General features: G+C 69.2%; 18 protein-coding genes. 6 read left to right on the top strand and 12 right to left on the bottom strand.

What is annotated here, in order from left to right; translation table 11 throughout:
* Nucleotides 1-654 precede the first annotated feature (654 nt).
* Nucleotides 655-1677, top strand: coding sequence for a sensor domain-containing diguanylate cyclase (locus ACNQQL_RS31380; RefSeq protein WP_347068113.1), 1023 nt, complete (start codon nt 655-657; stop codon nt 1675-1677).
* A 77-nt stretch (nt 1678-1754) separates the two neighbouring features.
* Here the strand turns inward: ACNQQL_RS31380 and ACNQQL_RS31375 are convergent, their stop codons facing one another.
* The 4 genes from ACNQQL_RS31375 to ACNQQL_RS31360 are packed head-to-tail and all read right to left on the bottom strand — an operon-like array spanning nt 1755 to nt 6038.
* Nucleotides 1755-2207, bottom strand: a complete 453-nt coding sequence (locus tag ACNQQL_RS31375) for a hypothetical protein (protein WP_347068111.1) — start codon at nt 2205-2207, stop codon at nt 1755-1757.
* Nucleotides 2207-3607 carry a phosphatase PAP2 family protein gene (locus ACNQQL_RS31370; protein ID WP_347068109.1) on the bottom strand — a complete coding sequence of 467 codons (1401 nt, stop codon included), beginning with the start codon at nt 3605-3607 and terminating at the stop codon, nt 2207-2209. Before ACNQQL_RS31370 ends, ACNQQL_RS31375 begins: the two co-directional genes overlap by 1 nt.
* Entirely contained in the window at nt 3604-5373 is a 1770-nt protein-coding gene (locus tag ACNQQL_RS31365; RefSeq protein ID WP_347068107.1) for a bifunctional alpha/beta hydrolase/class I SAM-dependent methyltransferase, read from the bottom strand. The genes ACNQQL_RS31370 and ACNQQL_RS31365 overlap by 4 nt, the downstream gene beginning before the upstream one ends.
* A gap of 59 nt (nt 5374-5432) precedes the next feature.
* Nucleotides 5433-6038, bottom strand: a complete 606-nt coding sequence (locus tag ACNQQL_RS31360) for a CDP-alcohol phosphatidyltransferase family protein (RefSeq protein ID WP_072436404.1) — start codon at nt 6036-6038, stop codon at nt 5433-5435.
* A 468-nt stretch (nt 6039-6506) separates the two neighbouring features.
* Here ACNQQL_RS31360 and ACNQQL_RS31355 point away from each other — a divergent pair, with 468 nt between their 5' ends.
* Both ACNQQL_RS31355 and ACNQQL_RS31350 read left to right on the top strand, forming a co-directional pair.
* Nucleotides 6507-7136 carry a lysophospholipid acyltransferase family protein gene (locus ACNQQL_RS31355; protein WP_347068104.1) on the top strand — a complete coding sequence of 210 codons (630 nt, stop codon included), beginning with the start codon at nt 6507-6509 and terminating at the stop codon, nt 7134-7136.
* Between the two features lie 37 nt (nt 7137-7173).
* Nucleotides 7174-8103, top strand: coding sequence for a phosphatidate cytidylyltransferase (locus tag ACNQQL_RS31350; protein WP_034183328.1), 930 nt, complete (start codon nt 7174-7176; stop codon nt 8101-8103).
* A 44-nt stretch (nt 8104-8147) separates the two neighbouring features.
* On the opposite strand, the gene ACNQQL_RS31345 is transcribed toward ACNQQL_RS31350, so the two are convergent.
* A complete protein-coding gene (locus tag ACNQQL_RS31345; protein WP_347068102.1) occupies nt 8148-8996 on the bottom strand; it encodes a topoisomerase IV in 849 nt (282 codons plus the stop codon).
* A gap of 140 nt (nt 8997-9136) precedes the next feature.
* Nucleotides 9137-10966 (bottom strand): methyl-accepting chemotaxis protein, encoded by a 1830-nt coding sequence (locus ACNQQL_RS31340; protein WP_347068100.1) that lies wholly within the window; start codon nt 10964-10966, stop codon nt 9137-9139.
* Between ACNQQL_RS31340 and ACNQQL_RS31335 the strand changes: the two genes are divergently transcribed.
* Nucleotides 10965-11303 carry a hypothetical protein gene (locus ACNQQL_RS31335; protein ID WP_347068098.1) on the top strand — a complete coding sequence of 113 codons (339 nt, stop codon included), beginning with the start codon at nt 10965-10967 and terminating at the stop codon, nt 11301-11303. The two genes, ACNQQL_RS31340 and ACNQQL_RS31335, sit on opposite strands and share 2 nt — an antisense overlap.
* Nucleotides 11304-11337: 34 nt before the next feature.
* Here the strand turns inward: ACNQQL_RS31335 and ACNQQL_RS31330 are convergent, their stop codons facing one another.
* From ACNQQL_RS31330 to ACNQQL_RS31320, 3 genes are read right to left on the bottom strand one after another with little or no spacing between them, the layout of a single operon-like run.
* Nucleotides 11338-11649, bottom strand: coding sequence for a hypothetical protein (locus ACNQQL_RS31330; protein WP_034183467.1), 312 nt, complete (start codon nt 11647-11649; stop codon nt 11338-11340).
* Complete coding sequence (locus ACNQQL_RS31325; RefSeq protein ID WP_347068096.1) at nt 11649-13007, bottom strand: acyclic terpene utilization AtuA family protein; 1359 nt, start codon at nt 13005-13007, stop codon at nt 11649-11651. The genes ACNQQL_RS31330 and ACNQQL_RS31325 overlap by 1 nt, the downstream gene beginning before the upstream one ends.
* Nucleotides 13008-13046: 39 nt before the next feature.
* Complete coding sequence (locus ACNQQL_RS31320) at nt 13047-14345, bottom strand: CitMHS family transporter (RefSeq protein ID WP_204426175.1); 1299 nt, start codon at nt 14343-14345, stop codon at nt 13047-13049.
* A gap of 97 nt (nt 14346-14442) precedes the next feature.
* Here ACNQQL_RS31320 and ACNQQL_RS31315 point away from each other — a divergent pair, with 97 nt between their 5' ends.
* Nucleotides 14443-15339, top strand: coding sequence for a LysR family transcriptional regulator (locus ACNQQL_RS31315; protein WP_347068093.1), 897 nt, complete (start codon nt 14443-14445; stop codon nt 15337-15339).
* A gap of 39 nt (nt 15340-15378) precedes the next feature.
* Here ACNQQL_RS31315 and ACNQQL_RS31310 read toward each other — a convergent pair whose 3' ends face one another.
* Both ACNQQL_RS31310 and ACNQQL_RS31305 read right to left on the bottom strand, forming a co-directional pair.
* Nucleotides 15379-15963 (bottom strand): flavin reductase family protein, encoded by a 585-nt coding sequence (locus tag ACNQQL_RS31310; RefSeq protein ID WP_347068091.1) that lies wholly within the window; start codon nt 15961-15963, stop codon nt 15379-15381.
* Between the two features lie 133 nt (nt 15964-16096).
* Entirely contained in the window at nt 16097-16522 is a 426-nt protein-coding gene (locus ACNQQL_RS31305; RefSeq protein ID WP_347068089.1) for a VOC family protein, read from the bottom strand.
* 112 nt (nt 16523-16634) lie between these two features.
* Here ACNQQL_RS31305 and ACNQQL_RS31300 point away from each other — a divergent pair, with 112 nt between their 5' ends.
* On the top strand, nt 16635-17525 hold the full coding sequence (locus tag ACNQQL_RS31300) for a LysR family transcriptional regulator (protein WP_347068087.1): 891 nt from the start codon (nt 16635-16637) through the stop codon (nt 17523-17525).
* A gap of 34 nt (nt 17526-17559) precedes the next feature.
* Here the strand turns inward: ACNQQL_RS31300 and ACNQQL_RS31295 are convergent, their stop codons facing one another.
* Entirely contained in the window at nt 17560-18333 is a 774-nt protein-coding gene (locus tag ACNQQL_RS31295) for a hypothetical protein (protein ID WP_347068085.1), read from the bottom strand.
* Between the last annotated feature and the right edge of the window lie 39 nt (nt 18334-18372).

The following is an 18372-nucleotide window of genomic DNA, read 5'->3' as shown; positions in this document are numbered from 1 at the left end:
GGCCGCCGCCGGCGCGGCCGCGAGCACCGGCGCATCGCCGGGCGCCGCCGCATTACCGGCGCCGGACGCCGCAACGGCCGCCGGCATCGGAGCGGCCGACAACACGGCCGCGTGAAAAGCGCCGGCCATGGCGATCGACAGGACCAGCAGCGACGCGGCCGGCTTCATGCGCCGCTCCATTTCGTCAGGGTCATCCGGTCGTCCGTCGCATCGAACCCGACGCGCGCAAAGCAGCCATGCCCGTGAGTGAACATCCCCACTGCTTCCCTCATATCAATTAACTGGCCCGATTCATTTATCGAAACGAAGCGGCACATTCTTTAATCGGCTGTCGTCGTGTTTGCGCGCGCGCCTGGCACCCGCACGCGCTCATTCGTCACACTATCTCAAAAATAGGACAAAACTTACCCCGATTCGCGACAGTGAAGCGAAAAAACCTCAATCCGGTCGGAAATGCTGCGCAAAAGGAGTGAATGGCAAAATTTTCGCCATTGCCGCCGGCGGGACCGAACGGCATACTGCCGACGCGGCCGGCCGGGCCGGCATGCCGGCGGCGGTCCGTTGCAGACCGCCCGCAAGACACTGCCGCGGGGGCGGCGCGTATGCTACCGCACTCCCGCACCGCCTGATGATCTTTCTTCGCGGAAAACCGACTTGGATCAAATCGTCGACACTGCCACCCCATCCCCCGACACGCTGCTGCGCATCATCGCCGTGCAAACCGAAATCGCGAAACTCGGTCTCGACCTCGGCAGCGTAATGGCCTATGTGGCCGAGCAGGTGCCGCTGCTCACCGGCGCGAGCGCCGCGGCGGTCGAATTCGCCGAAGGCGACGACATGGTGTACCGCGCCGCGTCGGGCACGGCCGCCGGAATGCTCGGCCTGCGGCTGCGGCGCTCGGGCAGCCTGTCGGGCCTGTGCGTGCAGCGCGGCGAGTTGCTGCACTGCGTCGATTCGGAAACCGATCCGCGCGTCGATCGCGACGCGTGCCGCCGGGTCGGCCTGCGCTCGATGCTCGTGATGCCGCTCACGCATGCGGACACGACGGTCGGCGTGCTGAAGGTGATGTCGCCGGACGTCGACGGCTTCTCGCAGGCCGACGCCGGCACGCTGCGGCTGACGGCCGGGCTGATCGCCGCCGCGATGTTCCACGCCGCGCGCAACGAGGCGAACGAGCTGTACCTGCGCGCGACGCACGACGCGCTCACGGGCCTGCCGAACCGCGCGCTGTTCTACGACCGCCTGCGGCAGTCGATGCATACGGCGCTGCGCGCGAACGGCCGGCTCGGCATCCTCAACATCGACATGGACGGGCTGAAGCCGATCAACGACGGTTTCGGCCATCGCGCGGGCGATGCCGCGCTGCGCGAGATCGCCGCGCGGATGATTGGCGCGGTGCGGCGTTCGGATACGGTCGCGCGCGTCGGCGGCGACGAATTCGCGGTGATCCTGCCGAACGTCGGCAACCGCGACGATGCGCACACGCAAAGCACGCGGCTCGCGCGGCAGGTCGGCGAACCGTTCGAATTCGAGGGACACGCGCTGCGGCTGGGCGTCAGCGTCGGGATCGCGATGCTGCCCGACGACGGCACCGACATGAACGCGCTGATCGAGCATGCGGATCAGGCGATGTACGAAGCCAAGCGGGCGCGATCGCAGCGTGCGGCGCGCGTATAACGCCGGCCCGAAGGAAATCCCCTCGAGGGGCGCGCGGAAAGCCTCGATCGCCAGCCCGGTGCGAGCGTGAGCAGGCGCTACCCCACCTGCGGCATCGCGATCGCGAGCCCGACCACGAGCCACTGCACGATCGCGACGAGCACGCCGGCCCGACACAGCCCGACCGCGCCGCGCACGCGCGCGTCGAGCGCGCGCCCGGCCTTCGCTGCGTCGATCCAGCCGAGATCGGCGAGCGCGCGGTCGAGTGCCGCAAGCCCGTCGTCGACCGACGCATCGCCCGCCGCCGCGCGCGCCAACGCGGCGAACAGCCGGCGGTCGATCTCGATGCGCACCGCGTACCACAGCGCCGCGATCCCCGACCCCGTGCTGACGACGGCCAGCAGCACGCGCGCGATCGTCGCCGGCGCCCAGCCCGATGCAATCCACCAGCCCGCACCGGCCGCGGCCAGCGCAGCCGTGATCGCCCACACGCCCGCATCGAGCGCGCCGCGCGCGGCGGCAATCCGGAACGGTGCGGACGGATCGCGCATCACACGCCTCCCGCGCTGCGACGGCGGTCGATCCAGTGCTGCAGCACGGCCACGCCGTCGTCCGACCACACTGCATGCGGCCGCACCGCGCGCACCGCGGCAAGCGCGTCGCGCGCATCGCCGAGCCCGCGCCGCGCGGCGAGCCACGCGGCCGCGCACAGCACGCTGCGCCCGTAACCGAGCGCGCAGCAGACCAGCACGTCGCGCCCTTCGCCGTGCAGGCGCTCGAGCGAAGCGACTGCCTCCGCGAGTTGCGCTGCGGTCGGTGCGACGAGGTCGAGCTGCGGCACGGCCGCATACGCGAGCGACGCATCGGCCGCCGCCCAGCGCGGCATCTCGGCGGTCAGGTCGACCAGCGCCGTGAAGCCATGGCGCCGCACGTCGCGCGTCGTCGGCGTGCGGCCGATCGACACGCGCTCGTCGATCCGCACCGGCGCCGGCTGCCGAAACGTCCACAGCCGCGAATTGACGAACGCGCCGGCGATCGTCGGCGCGAGCAGCCAGCGGATGAAGACCGGCAAACGCCCGTGCGCATCCTTCTGAAAGGCGCCGGGTGCACCGCGCCGGTAGAGCCACGCGACGCACGCGAGCGCCAGCGCGATCCACCCCGCCGCCAGCGCCCAGCCCGGCGCGCGCGGCACGCACCACAGCGCCACGAGCGCGACCAGCACCGCACAGAGCGCATAACGACGCGCGAGCGCGCGGCCGGCCGCGCCCGGCGACGCATCGGCGCCCGGCAGCCGGCCCGCGGCATCGCGCAGCGGAAACAGGAACAGCGCGAGACAGCCGACGGCCGCGCCGGTCGGCACGTCGATCGCGTGATGCTGGTAGGTCGTCAGCACCGACACGCCGATCGCCGCGAACCACAGATGCAGCACCACGCGCGCGACCGTACCGCGCAGATGCTTCGCATAGACGGCCCACAGCACGACGAGCAACCCGATGTGCAGCGACGGCGCCTGGTTGAACGGCTTGTCGAAGCCCATCAGCAGCGTGAACAGCGCGCCGGCCGCGCCGCCCGGGTCGGGTCGCTCGAAACCGAAGCGCAGCGGCCACGCGATGAAGCACGCGACCGACACCAGTTGCACGGTCAGCAACCGCTTCACGTGATCGAGCAGATCGTCGCGGCGCGTCCAGAAGAAGAACGACAGCGCATACAGAAGATCGATCGACCAGTACGGCACGATCGTCCACGGCACGAACGGGACCGCGTGCTCCCAGCCGAACGCGAACGTCGGCACTGCCGCGCGGCGCGCGGCGAGCCAGTTCGCGAAGCCGTACGTCGAAAAGAACACGGCGCCCATCGCCGCGAGCCAGCCGAAGCGCAGCGCGAACGACGCGTCGCGCGCGCCGGCCGCCGGCTCGGCGAGGCCGCTCGCGCCGCCGCCGAGCGCGCTCATGACGCGTCGAGCCGCTGCGCGAGGCTGACCGTGAAGATGCCCATCTCGTCGATCCGCTGGTCGAGCTTGCGGAACCCCGCGCGCGCGACGAGTTCGTCCATCTCGGCCTGCGAGCGGCGGCGCATCACCCAGGTCGCCTCGCCGCGGTGATTGTTCAGCGCGCGCGCGATGAATTCGAGCTGCGGATGCCACGGCTGCCCCGTATAGACGAGATAGCCGCCCGGCGGCACGGCCTGCGCGAGCCCGCGCAGCGAACGTTCGATCAGCGCGTTCTCGCCGAACAGTTCGTAGAGACCCGACACGATCGCGAGCGTCGGACGCGGCTCGAGCGTCGCGAGCGACGCCTCGTCGAACGCGTCGCCGCGCTCGAAGCGCGCGATCGGCTCGAGCCCGCGCTGGGCGATCAGCACGCGCCCGGCCTCGACGTTCGGCGGGCTGTAGTCGCGCAGCGTGATGTCGTCGGGCGCCGCGCCGTCGCGCTCGGCGGCCGTCGCGATCGCGTCGAGCACGTAGCGCCCGTGCCCGGCCGCGATGTCGACGATCCGCACCGGCGTGCCGTGGCCGCGCAGGCGGCCGATCGCCGCGCCGATCAGCTCCTGCAGATGCACCTTGCGCTGGCGGATGCCGACCCAGCCCGGCGAATCGAGATACGTGCGGTCGACCAGCGCGCCGACGCCGAGCCGCCCCTGCGCGCGGTTGCGGTACACGTAATCGAGCGTCGAGCCCGAATCGAAACCGAGCCGCAGCCCGAGCGCGATGCCGTCCGACAGCGCGCCGCCCGCTTTCAGGCCGGCGCGCGTGAGCGCCCAGTACGCACGCGCGAACACGTTCGCGGGCGGGCGGCCGAGCGCCGCGTATTCGTCGTGGAACGCGCCGCGCCGGTCGGCGTCGGCGAGCGACACGCGCGGGCTCGGCGTATCGAACTCGCGCAGCACGAACGCGCGCAGCGGCGCGAGCGCCTGTGCGCGGTCGCGCTCGCCGAGCGTGTCGTGATAGAAGCCCGGCAGCACGATGCGCTCCTTGCGCGCCGAGCCGAGCCGTTCGAAGAAGCGGTCCTGCGGGCCGCGATGCACGACCCAGTCGGCGCCCGAAATCAACAGTTGCGTCGGCACGGTGATCGCGGCCGCGTCGGCGACGATCCGCTGCGCGGTGTCGTGCAGGTCGAGCAGCATGTTGACCGCGATCGGCCGCGTGATCAGCGGATCGGACGCGTAGCTCGCGATCCGCTCGGGATCGTGCGTGAGGAATTTCGGCTTCACGTAGCTGTTCACGTAGAACAGCCCGCGCAGCTTGTGCATCAGCCGCAGCCCCGGCCGCGCGAACGGCACGTAGAGCTTGATGTGGAATGCCGGCGACGCGACGACGAGGCAGCGGATCGGCGGCGCGTAGTCGTGCGCCCAGGTCGCGGCCAGCACTGCACCGACGCTCTGGCCGACCACGGCCATGTCCTCGATCGCGATGCCGTGCGTGTCGCGGATATGCTCGACGAAGGTCTGCAGGTCGCGCACCGACGCGGCCGCGCTCGGGCTATAGCCGCGCGCGCCGGGCGAGCGGCCGTGGCCGCGCGCGTCCCATGCGAAAAACGCGAAATCCGGCAGGTCGAGCTCGTCGACGAGATGCGCGACGCGCGCCGAATGCTCGTGGCCGCGATGCAGCAGCACGATTGCGCCGCGGCAGTGCGGGCCCGTCGCGGGCCAGTGACGATAGAACAGCGTTTCGCCGTCGTGCGTGATGAAGCCGGCCTCGCGGGCCGTGCGTGTGCTCATGCGATCTCTCTCGTTTCGTTATTCGAATCATGTGGCGCCGCCCTCCGGCGCCTCGTCGGTCAACCGCCCTTTTCGGCGATGCCGGCCTGCACGCGCCGCACCACCGTCACGATCGACAGCACGATCAGCAGCCGCCACAGCCACGCGGCGATGCTGCCGACCGGCAGGCCGAAGCCGATCCACAGCGCGAACGCGCCGAGGGCCAGCGCGCGGTCGCTCTTGCCGAACGGGCCGTCGTAGCGGCGCGTTGCGCCGACGAGCGGCCCGATCAGCCCTGCGCATTCGACGATCACCGCCGTCAGCGCGAACAGCCAGACGTCCGCCGGAGCGAACGCGGAAATGGCGAGGAACGGCAGCACGAGCGCGACATCGGACACGATATCGCCCAGCTCGTTCAGGTATGCGCCGAGCGTGCTCTTCTGCCCGTGTTCGCGCGCGAGCATGCCGTCGATCGCGTTGAGCGCCATCCGCGCGAACAGCCACAACGGAATCAGCAGGAACAGCACGCGGGCGAATACGCCAAGCCCGGCGAGCGCGCCGACGACGATCGAGCCGCCGGCCGCGAACAGCGTGACCTGGTTGGCGGTGACGCCGCGTTCGGCGAGCGAATTCGCGAACGGGCGCAGACGGTCCTGGAATTTGGGTTTGAGTGCGTAGAGGCTCATCGTTTCGTATTCGTATTTTTCGCGCGGCACAGTCGGACACGTTTCCCGCCGCCATGCCCCGGGCGGCGAAACGGCCTTCGTCGGCCTTCAATGGACGGCCCTCATCGTCGCCGAGCCGCTCCGATGCGTCAAGCACGCCACGGGGCCGCCCGCGCGGCGCCAATCTGGCGTTTTTGGCGGAAACTCGCGATAATCCGCTGGCCCGATCGCAGCGAGGATCCATTCGAACTGCAAACGGGCGCTCGTGCAATGGCCGATCATCACGCCGCCGACCGGCACATTCGCCGCTACGCAGCGTGGCGTGACGGCGAACCGTCCGATTATCGCGGACCTGCGACAGGCAGCCACGAACTTGAAAAAATTTAAACAAAGGCCGTCCGGCGCGCATCCTGCCGCGCCGGCATTCCGGGATCCCGCCCGCCGCGCATGCGCGGCAGGCCGGGCATGCAGGCAGGAGGCACCGCGCCGATGAACATCGTCGACGTCTGGCAGCGCGACTTCCTGCTGTCCATCGTGCGGCTCGTCGCCGGCGCGTATCCGGTCTGGCATCTGGCGCCGCCGTCCCCGACGCAGAAGATCTATTTCTCGAACCATACGAGCCACATCGACACGCTCGCGATCCTCGCCGCGCTGCCGCGCGACGTGCGCGCGGTCGTGCGGCCGGTCGCCGCGCGCGACTACTGGGACAGCAGCGACATGAAGCGCCACATCGCGCAGAAGCTGCTGAACGTGGTGCTGATCGACCGTCACCGCGAATCCGGCGGCGACCCGCTCGAACCGGTGCGCGACGCGCTACGGCAAGGCCACTCGATCATCATCTTCCCGGAAGGCACGCGCGGCGCCGACGTGCTGCCGCAGCCGTTCAAGAGCGGGTTGTTCCATCTCGCGACCGAGTTCCCGAACGTCGCGCTCGCGCCGGTCTACCTCGAGAACCTGCAGCGCATCATGCCGAAGGGCGCGATCTGGCCCGTGCCGCTGATCTGCAAGGTGCACTTCGGCGCGAACGATGCGCTCGGCGACCAGGAAGACAAGCCGACGTTCCTCGCCCGCATGCGCGACGCGATCGTCGCGCTCGCGCCGCAGCGGCCCGCGGGCTGAACGCGGCGCCCTCCACTCCCTTTTTCCGGATATCCCCATGCGAACTCTCTTCTGGGAACTGGTCGCGGGCGTCACGGGCGTGCTCGTCGTCGCCACCGTGATCGGCGCGATCCTCGGCGCGCGCAGCGGCGGCACGAGCTCGACCATCGTCAACCTGAACCAGCGCATCCGCGCGTGGTGGGCGATGATCGCGATCATGGCCATCGCGATCGGCCTCGGCAACAACGTCACGTATCTCGTGTTCGCGCTGCTGTCGTACCTGACGCTGCGCGAATTCATCACGCTCACGCCGACCACCGCGAGCGACCACACGACGCTCTTCATCGCGTTCTTCGTCGCGATCCCCGTGCAGTACCTGCTGCTCGGGATCAACTGGTACGGGATGTATTCGATCTTCGTGCCCGTGCACCTGTTCTTCGCGATGTCGCTCGTGTCGGCGCTCACGCAGGACACGCGCGAATTCCTGAGCCGCAACGCGAAGATCAACTGGGCGCTGATGGTATGCGTGTACGGGCTGAGCCACGCGCCGGCCGTGCTGATCCTCGACATTCCGCGCTACGCGGGGCAGAACGCGCTGCTGCTGTTCTTCTTCCTGGTCGTCGTGCAGATCAGCGACGTGCTGCAGTACGTCGTCGGCAAGCTGTTCGGGCGCCGCAAGATCGCGCCGCAGCTGTCGCCGTCGAAGACGGTCGAAGGCTTCGTCGGCGGCGGCCTGCTCGCGACGCTGTGCGGCGCGTCGCTGTATCGCGTGACGCCGTTCAGCTTCGGCGCGGCGTTCGGGATCTCGCTCGCGATCGTGATCGCGGGCTTCGTCGGCGGGCTCGTGCTGTCGGCCGTCAAGCGCTCGCTCGGCACGAAGGACTGGGGCTCGATGATCGCCGGCCACGGCGGGATGCTCGATCGCGTCGACTCGATCTGCTTCGCCGCGCCGGTGTTCTTCCATCTGGTGCGTTACCTGTACGTGTGATGCGCGGAGGGTGCGACGCGGCCTTCGCGTCGCGCTGCAACCACTCAATACCCTTCCCGCACCGCCTTCGGCACGACGTAGCGGCCACGCGCCGCGTCGAATTTCACCACGTAGCGCGCCCGGACCGCGCGATCGCCGCGCGTGCCGGTTTCGGTCACGATCAACGGATAGACGGCGCCGGTGCCGGTCAGGTCCGGCGTGATCTCGAAGCGCAGCGCTTCGCAACGCACCGGGGCGTTCGCGCATTCGTTCGACTCTGCATTGTCGAGCGCCTCGTTGATGCGCGCCGCCGCAAGCACCAGCGCATCGCCGTACGGCAGCCAGATCGAACGGATACGTTGCGTATAGCCTTGTCGCGAATCGCCGTCGCCGATGACGAAACCAAACAGGTGCGGCCCGAGCCGCTCGATACGCGGCGTGCCCGGCTCGCCGCGCGTGCCGGACGCGATGTCCGTCTTCTTCGACACCGCTTCGAGTCCCTTGCCGTCCGGCGAAAGCCGCAGCACGTACAGATCGACCGTGCCCGGCGTGGCGTCGCTGTCCATACCCGGCATTCCGTTCTGCACGGCCGCTTCGGTCTCGCCGCACATCGCGAGCAGATACCGCGGGCCGTCGGCAGTCGCAACGCGCAGCGAGCCGCACGGCGAATATATCGAATCCCCCGCGTCCGACTGCCAGCCCTTGCGGTCCGCGCGCCACGTGCCGTAGCTGTCGCTAATGAACTTCTGCAACTGACGGTCCGGATGAATCGGATCGGCCGCGGAGACAGGCGACGACGCGGAGAGCGCGGCGAGCACCGTGAGTGCGGCAAATGCGGCTGGCGAAGCCGCGAACCGGCGACGACGCCCGGCCTCGCCATTCGCGCCGGCCGGCGTTACGATTTCGTTCTTCATTGCAGGACCCGGTCGATGCGCGCGGCCCGCGCCGCGCGCGCGGGCATGCACCCGCGAGCCCGTAGCGTACACGCACGGCGCCCGTTCCGCCGCTCCCCCTTCGTGCATCCCTCTCGCAGCCTTCGGCGACCGCGGCCGGATCACACCGATACCGTTTCGGCCCGGTGCGAACCCGCGAGCTTGAATTCGCCGACCGTCTGCGCGAGCTGCGCCGCCTGCTCGCGCAACAGCGCCGCGGCGGCAGCCGATTCCTCGACGAGCGCCGCATTCTGCTGCGTCGAGTGATCGAGCTGCGACACGGCCTGGTTCACCTGCGCGAGCCCGGTGCTCTGCTCGTTCGCCGCGACCGTCATTTCCGCGATCACGCTCGTGATGCCGCGCACGCCCTCGACGATCTCGTCCATCGTCGCACCGGCCGTCTGCACGAGCCCCGAACCGCCCTCGATCTTCTCGACCGACGACTGGATCAACTGCTTGATTTCCCTGGCCGCCACCGCGCTGCGTTGCGCGAGCGTGCGCACCTCGCCCGCGACCACCGCGAAGCCCCGCCCGTGCTCGTGCGCGCGCGCCGCCTCGACGGCCGCATTCAGCGCGAGGATGTTGGTCTGAAACGCGATGCCGTCGATCACGCCGATGATGTTCGAGATCTCGGCCGACGCCTTCGTGATCTCGTCCATCGTCGCGACCACCTCGCTCACCACCTCGCCGCCGCGCACGGCGACACCCGACGCCGATTCCGCCAGCCGGCTCACCTGCGTGGCCGCATCGGCCGAGTTGCGTGCCGTGCCGGCGATCTCCTCGAGCGCGGCCGCCGTCTCCTGCAGGCTCGATGCCGCAAGTTCGGTGCGGCTCGACAGATCCTGGTTGCCCTGCGCGATCTCCGCGCTCGCCACGTTCACGGATTCGCTGAAGCCGCGAATCTGCAGCAGGATCGCACTGATCTTTTCGGCGAACATATTGAAAGCGTGCGCGATCTGCGCGGCCTCGTCGCGGCCGTCGGCCGGCAGCCGCTTCGTCAGGTCGCCGCTCCCGCTCGCGACGTCGGTCAGCGCGTCGCGCACGAGCAGCACGCGCTTGAACGCCGCGTTCGTCAGCGCGCCGACGAGCGCTGCCGCGACGCAGGCGACGACGAGGATCGCAACGAGCGTCGTCGTCGCGACGGCCCGCATGCCGGCCGTCACGTCCGACCGATCGAGCGCCATCACGAGCGACCAGTCCGTCCCGGCGATCGGGCGCGCGCGGAGCAGCTTGGTCACGCCGTCCACGTCGATCGCCACCGGTTCGGTCGCCGCCTGCAGGCCGGCGAGGCGCTCCGGCGTCAGTTCGGGCGACAGCTCGACGGCCGGCTTCATGATCAGATCGGTCTTCGCGCCCGCGATCAGGCGCCCGCTCTTGTCGACCAGGAACGCGAAGCTCGACGGCGTCGGGTGCATCGATGCCACGATCGCGCTCGCGCGCTCCATATAGAGGCTCGCCGCGAGCACGCCCTTCAGCGTGCCGCCGCGCACGATCGGTGCGGCGAACGCGAAGGCGGGCTTGCCGGTCGACGCGTCGCGGTACAACGCCGTGACGACGAGCCGGCCGGCCTCGACCGCCTGCTTGAACCACGGGCGCGCGGTCGGATCGTAGCCGGCCGCGAGCGGGACGTTCGAGAACGCCGTGCGGTCCGGCAGGCCGAGCGTGAGCACCTGGAAGCCGCCCGATTTGCCGAGCAGCGTCAGCGCCGGCAGCGGATCGCCTTCGCCCGGCGCCAGCGTGTCCGCGAGCGCCTGGGTCTGCTGCGCGCGGCTCGCGACCCATTCGTCGAGCGCGAGCGCGTGGCCGGTCAGGACGGACTGCAGGTTCTGGTCGATGGTTGCGTCGTTGTGCTGCTTGACGACGTAGTAAACAAGGCCGCCTGTCACGGCCAGGGCCGTGACCACGATGGCGACGCAGGTCGCCAGAATTCGGGCGCGAATCGATGACAGCATGATGACGGTGATCTCCGGTTGCCGCGTTGTTTTCGATTGGTCAAATGGGCACTCAATCGTCCTTAACGACCGCGCGAGACGCAACTTGAGGTCGGACTGGTCGGACCGGCGAAAAAAAGCGAAACCGGGCAGGCAAAAGCACACACGACGTCGTGTTCGCGGGCGACAGCCTCGCGGTCGATCCGTTCGGCAACGTGATTTTCGAAGCCGGCAACACGATTTCGACCCGCTCGCCGCGTCGCGCGCAATCTACGATTATCGAAAGGATCAGCGCCTGCACATCGCCGGCGAGCGCATCGAACACGCGGACGGGCGCCGCGAGCTGCTGATTCCGTGACCTTGTGCCCGCACCCCGGCGCGGACGCCGTCCGTCACGCCGGGTCGGGCACCTCGATCGCCAGCAACGCCGAACTGACCGACTTGCCGTGTGCATCGAGCGCGAGCGAGCGCGTCACGCCGCCGCCGAGCGCATCGCGCAGCACGAAGTTGAACGCGCCCAGTGCCGGCAATTCGTAGCGCACGACGTCGCCGTGCACGATGCCCGCGAGCCACGCCTTCACCTTGCCGGCATCCAGATGCGTGCGCAGATGGTCGTAATGACGCGGATCGCGGCAGATGACCGACACATTCAGCGTATTGCCCTTGTCGCCGGTGCGCGCGTGCGCGAGTTCACGCAGTTGCATCATGCCTCCACGAATGAAAACGACGGCGTCACCGCCGCGCGCGGCAGCAGCACCGACTGCACCGCGATCACCTCGCGCGTCGACTTGAACGCGCCGCCGCCGCCGGCCGGCCCGTTCGTATAGAGCGTCTCGACTTCGTTGCCGATCCGCACCGCTTCGTCGGCACTCGCCGCACGGCCGGCCACCCGCACGCGCACCTCGGCCGGCTCGCCGCGCACGGCCGGCGTCGCGTCGCCATACAGCGAATCGACGCCGATCAGGTCGAAGCGCAACTCGGTCGCGGCGACGCCGGTCAGCGCCAGCCGCTCGCGGACGATGTCGAGCGCGAGACGCGCGCGTTCGAGCGCGCCGGAGCCGCCGTACGAGATCTGCCCTTCGCCGATGTAGCCGTCGACGTACGCCACCGACACCTTCAGCGTATCGGGCCGCGCGGTGCCGCGCCCGCCCGTCACCCGCACACGGTCCGTTGCTTCCTCCGCGACCGCGACCCGCGTGAAATCCGCGACGACGTCGGGCTGCAGATACCGCGCCGGGTCGTGAATCTCGTAGAGCAGTTGTTCCTTGCAGGTCGCCGCGCTCACGCGGCCGCCCGCGTGCGCCACCTTCGTGATCACGACCGAGCCGTCCGCCGCGACTTCGCCGATCGGGAAGCCGAGGCGAGCGAGATCCGGCACGTCCTTGTAGCCGGGATCGGCGAAATAGCCGCCCGTCACCTGCCCCGCGCATTCGAGCAGATGGCCGACGACCGTCGCCTGCCCGAGCGTGTCCCAGTCGTCCATCCGCCAGTCGAACGCGTGGATCAGCGGTGCGGCGAACAGCGACGGATCGGCGACGCGCCCGGTCAGCACGACGTCCGCGCCGGCCGCGAGCGCGTCGACGATCGGCGCGGCGCCGAGGTACGCGTTCGCGGACACGATGCGGTCGCGATACGCGGCGACTTCGTCGCCCGATTCCTCGAAACGGAACGCACCGCGCAGCACGACGTCGAGCACGTCGTCGCCTTCGACCGCCGCGACTTTCAGCCCCGCGATGCCGAGCGATTGCGCGATCCGTGCAGTGCGCTGCGCGGCTGCACGCGGGTTCGCCGCGCCCATGTTCGATACGATGCGCACGCCCTTCGGCACCGCGACCGGCAGCACCGCACGCATTCGCGCGTCGAGCAGCGGGTCGTAGCCGAGCGCCGGATCCTTGCGGCGCGCCTGCTGCGCGATCGCGATCGTGCGCTCGGCCAGGCATTCGAAGACGAGATAGTCGAGCTGCCCGTGTTCGGCCAGCTCGACCGCGGGCTCGATCCGGTCGCCCGAGTAGCCGGCGCCCGCGCCGATGCGCACGCGCCGTTCAGGTTGCTTTGCAGTCATGTCCGTACCGTCGTCCGGCGGGTGCGCCGCCGGGAAAAATCAAAAGATGCCCAGCACGACGCACGCGATCGTCATCACGATCGAGGCGCCGAACAGCAGCGGGAACGTGAATTTCTGATGCTCGGCCAGCTCGATGCCGCACAGGCCGACGACCAGGAACGTCGCGGGCGTCAGCGGGCTGACCGGGAACCCGGTCGTCATCTGGCCGAGCAACGCGGCCTGCCCGACCTGCACGGCCGGCACGCCGAGCTGGCCGGCCACCTCCGCGATCACCGGCAGCACGCCGAAGTAGAACGAATCGGGATCGAACAGCATGCTGAGCGGCATCGACGCGAGGCCGAGCACCACCGGAATATGGCCGGCCATCGACGGCGGCACGAAGCCGACCGCCGCCTGCGCCATCGCCTTCAGCATCCCGCTGCCCTGCATGATCCCCGTGAACACGCCGGCCGCGAGCAGGATGCCGGCCATCATCAGCGCCGCGCGCGCATGCGCGTCGACCCGCTTCCTCTGCATGTCGACGTCCGGGTAATTCACCATCAGCGCGATGCACAGCCCGACCATGAACATGATCGCCGGCGGGATCTTCTCGCCCATCACGACCATCGTGCCGAGCACGACGAGCGTCAGCACGAGGTTGAACCAGAACAGGTGCGGCCGGCGCAGCGCCTGCTCGTCGGGCGTCAGTTCGCGCGTCGGCAGCGGGATCGATGCATCGTCGCGCGTGAGGCCGAGCCGCTTCTCCTCGCGCCGCCCGAGCCAGTACGCGACGCCGAACACGAACACGAGCCCGATCGCCTGAACCGGAATCAGCGGATTGAACAGCGCCGACACCGGCAGGTGCAGCGACGCCGACGCGCGGATCATCGGCCCCGTCCACGGCAGGAAGTTGATGCCCGCGGCCATCGACACGGCCGCGGCCAGCACGCGCCTATCCATCTTCAGCCGGTCGTACAGCGGCAGCACGGCCGGTATCGTCACGAGAAAGCAGACAGCGCCCGAGCCGTCGAGATGAATCAGCAGCGCGAGCAGCGTCGTGCCCATCACGATGCGCGTCGGCCGCGTGCCGACCGCACGCAGGATGCGGTCGATGATCGGGTCGAGCGTGCCGGCGTCGGTGATCGTCCCGAAATACAGGATCGCGAACACGAACATCCCGACCACGGGCGCGAGGCCCTTCAGCCCGTCGATCACGAACTTGCTGGTGTGCAGCCCGAAACCGCCGATCAGCGACGCCGCGATCGGCACGATGATCAGCGCGACGAGCGGCGACATCCGCTTCGACAGAATCGCGGCCAGCAGCACGACGATCGTGCCAAGCCCGAGTAACGGCAGCATCCGTGTCTCCTACCTTGTCTTTTGTTGGAGACGAGCGTAAGGTCGGCGCAGCGATAGCACAATTGAAATGATTTGATCGCAGCAATCACGAATCGTTATGGATCTGAATATTCGCGACATCCGCGCCTTCGTCACCGTCGCGCACGCCGGCAACTTCACGCGCGCGGCCGCGCGGCTGCACCTGTCGCAGCCGGCGCTGACCGTGCAGATCCGCCGGCTCGAGGAAATCGTCGGCGCGCGGCTGTTCGACCGCAACAGCCGCAGCGTCGCACTCACGCAGACCGGGCGCGAGCTGCTGCCGCTGCTGCAGCGCTCGCTCGACGACATGGAGCGCGTGCTGCGCGATGCGCGCGCGCTCGGCGAAGGCACGAGCGGCACGGTGCGGCTCGCGTGCCTGCCGACCTTCGCGTCCAGCGTGCTGCCTGAGTTGATCCAGTCGTTCCGGCGCGACGTGCCGCGCGCGGGCTTCGAGATTCGCGACGGCGTCGCGAGCCTCGTCACCGCGCTCGTACGCAACGAGGAAGCCGATCTTGGATTGACGGGAGGCGATGCGTTCGATGCATCGCTGGAAGTGCTGTACACGGGCGCCGACCGGCTCGTCGTCGTGTGCCCGAAAGATCATCCGCTCGCGCGCAAGCGCCGCGTGAGCACCGCCGACGTCGCGGGCGTGCCGCTCGTGCTGACCGCGCAGGGCACGAGCGTGCGCAGCGTCGTCGACGCCGCGCTGGAAGCGGCCGGCTGCACGCCCGACATCGCGTGCGAGCCGACCTACATGATGACGGCCGTCGCGATGGTGCGCGGCGGCCTCGGCGTGACGATCCTGCCCGCGACCGCGCGCGAGGTGCGCGCCGAACCGGAGCTGGTCGCGAAGCCGATCGACGATCCCGCGTTCGTGCGGCCGATCGCGCTCGTCACGAAACGCGGGCGCACGCTGCCGCGCGTCGCGCAGGCGTTCGCCGAAGCGATGCTGGCGGAATTGGAAAAGCGCGCGTAAACCGCGCGCCCGGACCGGGAAAGAACGCCTGCGTAACGCTTATTGCGCGTCCGGATCGACGTGCAGCGACTCGCCGATCGCATAGAAATTGCCGCCCGCGATGTAGTGCAGGCTACGCAGCGCCGGATCGGCCGATTCGAAATACCAGTGGCCGTCGCGGAACACGCGCGTGTCGGACCACGCACCGATCACCTCGCCGATGAACAGGTCGTAGGTCTGCTGGTTGTGCGGCTCGGGAATCAGCCGGCACGCGAGCCAGCCCGAGCAGCCGGCGACGAACGGCAGGTCATGGCCGTCGACGTCGAACAGCGTGACGCCCGCTTCGCGCAGCTTGTCCGGCCGCTCGGCAAGACTGTGGCTGCCGACCGCGTGCGTGAGCTGCAATTGCGCGGCCGTCGGCACCTGGATCACGAACGTGCCGCTGCGCTCGACGAGCTCGCGCGTCTTCGCGGACTTGTCGAGCACGACCGTCAGCTTCGGTGGCAGGAAGTCCAGCGCGCACGCCCACGCGGCGGCCATCACGTTGTCGACGCCGTCGTGGCGGGCCGACACGAGCACGGTCGGGCCGTGGTTGAGGAGACGGTAGGCTTTCTTCAGCTCCACCGGAGCGATGTGACTGTCCATACGGGTTCCTTGGAGAACGGCTCGCACGGACGGATGCCGTGCGGCGCGGCGCAGGCCGGAGCGCCTGCACGCGGCCCGGCATGAGGCCGCATTCTCGCACCCATTTTCAATCGGCGCAGACTCGCCCGATCCGTCACTTCGCGAACAGTTGCCCAATGTCGCGGAACGCCTTGAACTCGAGCGCATTGCCGCACGGATCGAACAGGAACATCGTCGCCTGTTCGCCGACCTGCCCCTTGAACCGCACGTACGGTTCGATCGCGAAGGTCACGCCGAACGATTTCAACCGCTCGGCCAGCGCTTCCCAGCTCGCCCAGTCGAGCACGACGCCGAAATGCGGCACCGGCACGTCGTGACCGTCGACGGCATTCGTATGCGCGCCGTCCTGCGACGCTGTCTTCGGATGCTCGTGAATCACGAGCTGGTGCCCGTAGAAGTCGAAGTCGACCCACTGCGTGCTCGAACGCCCCTCTTCCAGCCCGAACACGCGGCCGTAGAAATCGCGCGCGGCCGGCAGGTCGTAGACCGGAATCGCCAGGTGAAACGGGGAAAGACTCATGGTTGCCTCGTGAAGGAACGCTCGCATGGCGCGAGGATCGCACCATGGTAGACACCGTCAGGAAAAAATTAAATCAATATATAGTTTTGCCATTCACAAACAGAATTGATCAATGATTCGCGAGCTGAAAACCCTTGTCGCCGTCGCCCGCGAAGGCACGTTCGCCGCTGCGGGCAACCGTATCGGGCTGACGCAGGCGGCCGTCAGCGCACAGATGCAGCGCCTCGAAGCCGAACTAGGTTTCGCGCTGTTCGACCGGCAAGGCCGCTCGGCCCGTCTCAACGAGATGGGCCATCACGTGCTCGACCAGGCGCAGGCGCTGATCCGTCAGTACGAGAACCTGAGCTCGACCGCGCCCGGCTCGCCGGCCGCCGTGCGCGTGACGATCGGCGCGATCGCGTCGGTGCAGAGCGCGCTGCTGCCGGCCGCGCTGGCCGATTTCCATCGCCGGCATCCCGCGTGCCGCACACGCGTGATACCGGGGCTGTCGATCGAGCTGGTCAACCGCGTCGACGCGGGCGAGATCGACATGGCCGCGATCATCCGGCCGCCGTTTTCGCTGCAGAGCGACCTGCACTGGACGACGCTCGCGCAGGAGCCGTTCCGGCTGATCGTGCCGCGCGGCGTGAAGGGCAAGGACTGGGCCGCGCTGCTCGCGAACGAGCCGTTCGTGCGCTACGACCGTGCGTCGTTCGGCGGCCGCCAGGTCGATCGTTTTCTGCGGAAGATGCACATCGCGGTGCGCGACACCTGCGAACTCGACGAGCTCGACGCGATCGTCAAGCTGGTCGAGAACGGCGTCGGCATCGCGATCGTGCCGCAGACCGCCGCGTATCGCCGCTGGCCGGCCGGCGTGCACGCGATCGACCTCGGACACCACACGTTTCACCGCGACATCGGGCTCGTGCATCGCGCACGGCGGACGATGTCGGAACCGGCGCAGATGCTGGCCCGGTTGATCGAAGAGGCATCGCGGCGGCGCTCGCCGCCACCGGCGACCTGAGTCGCGCGCCCGGCGACGCCGTAGCCGTTGCGGATCAGCGCCGCCCGGCCGCCCAGTCGACGGCCGCGTCGAACAGCGCGAGCCCGGCCGGCGACAGGTTCGTGAACGTGTCGTTGTCGAGGAAGAACATCACGCGGCGCGCCGGCGCGAGTGCTTCGTAGTCCATCGTCGCACCCTTCTCGTACGCGAAGATCGCGGCCTTGTCGGGCTGGCCGTACACGGTCGCGATCGTGATCGCGCCGAGCCCCGGCTTGCCCCAGCTCATCGGCGCCTGCTTGCCGTATACGTTCGTCGCGCCGGCCGGCAGCCCGGCCGAAACCGGATGCGGCGCGTTGACGAGCCACAGGTAGCGCTCCTTGCCCGTTTCACCGAAGTCGACGTCGTGACGCTTGCCCGTCATCGCGAAATCGTCGAGCAGGTCGTTCTCCCAGGTCACGAGCGGCTTGTCGAGCGTGCGCCAGCCCGGCCGCACGTTCTTCGACGACACCGTCGACGAGATCACGACCAGGTCGGCATCGCGCGCCGCATCGGGCGTCGCCGACTCGTCGATCAGGCGCACCGCGTAGCCGCGTTCGCCGAGATGCTGGCCGATGCGCTCGTCGACCTTCAGGTTCGGGCCGCGCAGTTGCACGAGCATCGCGACGCGCGTGACGGCCGGCGGTGCATCGGCTGCCAACGCGGGTGTCGATACACCTGCACCCAGGCCCGCGCACAGCGCGAACACCGAGCCCGCGATCGCGCGCAACGCGCGGCGCCGCGCTCCGGCGGCAACGGCGCGCACGGCGCCGGTCTTCATCTTCCGGTTCATCTGGATCTTCTCCGAAGCCGCGCGCCGTCGTTTCGGCCG

The sequence above is a fragment of the Burkholderia sp. LFS061 genome, from assembly GCF_047978125.1.
GTDB lineage: Bacteria > Pseudomonadota > Gammaproteobacteria > Burkholderiales > Burkholderiaceae > Burkholderia > Burkholderia pyrrocinia_C.
The sequence above is the reverse complement of the archived record's forward strand: the minus strand, read 5'-3'. Positions and strand labels throughout refer to the sequence as shown.

Excerpts from the sequence above, each read along its gene's own strand:
- ACNQQL_RS31375 (WP_347068111.1), bottom strand. The coding sequence starts at position 2,207 with ATGCGCGATCCGTCCGCACCGTTCCGGATTGCCGCCGCGCGCGGCGCG.
- ACNQQL_RS31370 (WP_347068109.1), bottom strand. The coding sequence starts at position 3,607 with ATGAGCGCGCTCGGCGGCGGCGCGAGCGGCCTCGCCGAGCCGGCGGCC.
- ACNQQL_RS31365 (WP_347068107.1), bottom strand. The coding sequence starts at position 5,373 with ATGAGCACACGCACGGCCCGCGAGGCCGGCTTCATCACGCACGACGGC.
- ACNQQL_RS31360 (WP_072436404.1), bottom strand. The coding sequence starts at position 6,038 with ATGAGCCTCTACGCACTCAAACCCAAATTCCAGGACCGTCTGCGCCCG.
- ACNQQL_RS31355 (WP_347068104.1), top strand. The coding sequence starts at position 6,507 with ATGAACATCGTCGACGTCTGGCAGCGCGACTTCCTGCTGTCCATCGTG.
- ACNQQL_RS31350 (WP_034183328.1), top strand. The coding sequence starts at position 7,174 with ATGCGAACTCTCTTCTGGGAACTGGTCGCGGGCGTCACGGGCGTGCTC.
- ACNQQL_RS31345 (WP_347068102.1), bottom strand. The coding sequence starts at position 8,996 with ATGAAGAACGAAATCGTAACGCCGGCCGGCGCGAATGGCGAGGCCGGG.
- ACNQQL_RS31335 (WP_347068098.1), top strand. The coding sequence starts at position 10,965 with ATGATGACGGTGATCTCCGGTTGCCGCGTTGTTTTCGATTGGTCAAAT.
- ACNQQL_RS31340 (WP_347068100.1), bottom strand. The coding sequence starts at position 10,966 with ATGCTGTCATCGATTCGCGCCCGAATTCTGGCGACCTGCGTCGCCATC.
- ACNQQL_RS31330 (WP_034183467.1), bottom strand. The coding sequence starts at position 11,649 with ATGCAACTGCGTGAACTCGCGCACGCGCGCACCGGCGACAAGGGCAAT.
- ACNQQL_RS31325 (WP_347068096.1), bottom strand. The coding sequence starts at position 13,007 with ATGACTGCAAAGCAACCTGAACGGCGCGTGCGCATCGGCGCGGGCGCC.
- ACNQQL_RS31320 (WP_204426175.1), bottom strand. The coding sequence starts at position 14,345 with ATGCTGCCGTTACTCGGGCTTGGCACGATCGTCGTGCTGCTGGCCGCG.
- ACNQQL_RS31315 (WP_347068093.1), top strand. The coding sequence starts at position 14,443 with ATGGATCTGAATATTCGCGACATCCGCGCCTTCGTCACCGTCGCGCAC.
- ACNQQL_RS31310 (WP_347068091.1), bottom strand. The coding sequence starts at position 15,963 with ATGGACAGTCACATCGCTCCGGTGGAGCTGAAGAAAGCCTACCGTCTC.
- ACNQQL_RS31305 (WP_347068089.1), bottom strand. The coding sequence starts at position 16,522 with ATGAGTCTTTCCCCGTTTCACCTGGCGATTCCGGTCTACGACCTGCCG.
- ACNQQL_RS31300 (WP_347068087.1), top strand. The coding sequence starts at position 16,635 with ATGATTCGCGAGCTGAAAACCCTTGTCGCCGTCGCCCGCGAAGGCACG.
- ACNQQL_RS31295 (WP_347068085.1), bottom strand. The coding sequence starts at position 18,333 with ATGAACCGGAAGATGAAGACCGGCGCCGTGCGCGCCGTTGCCGCCGGA.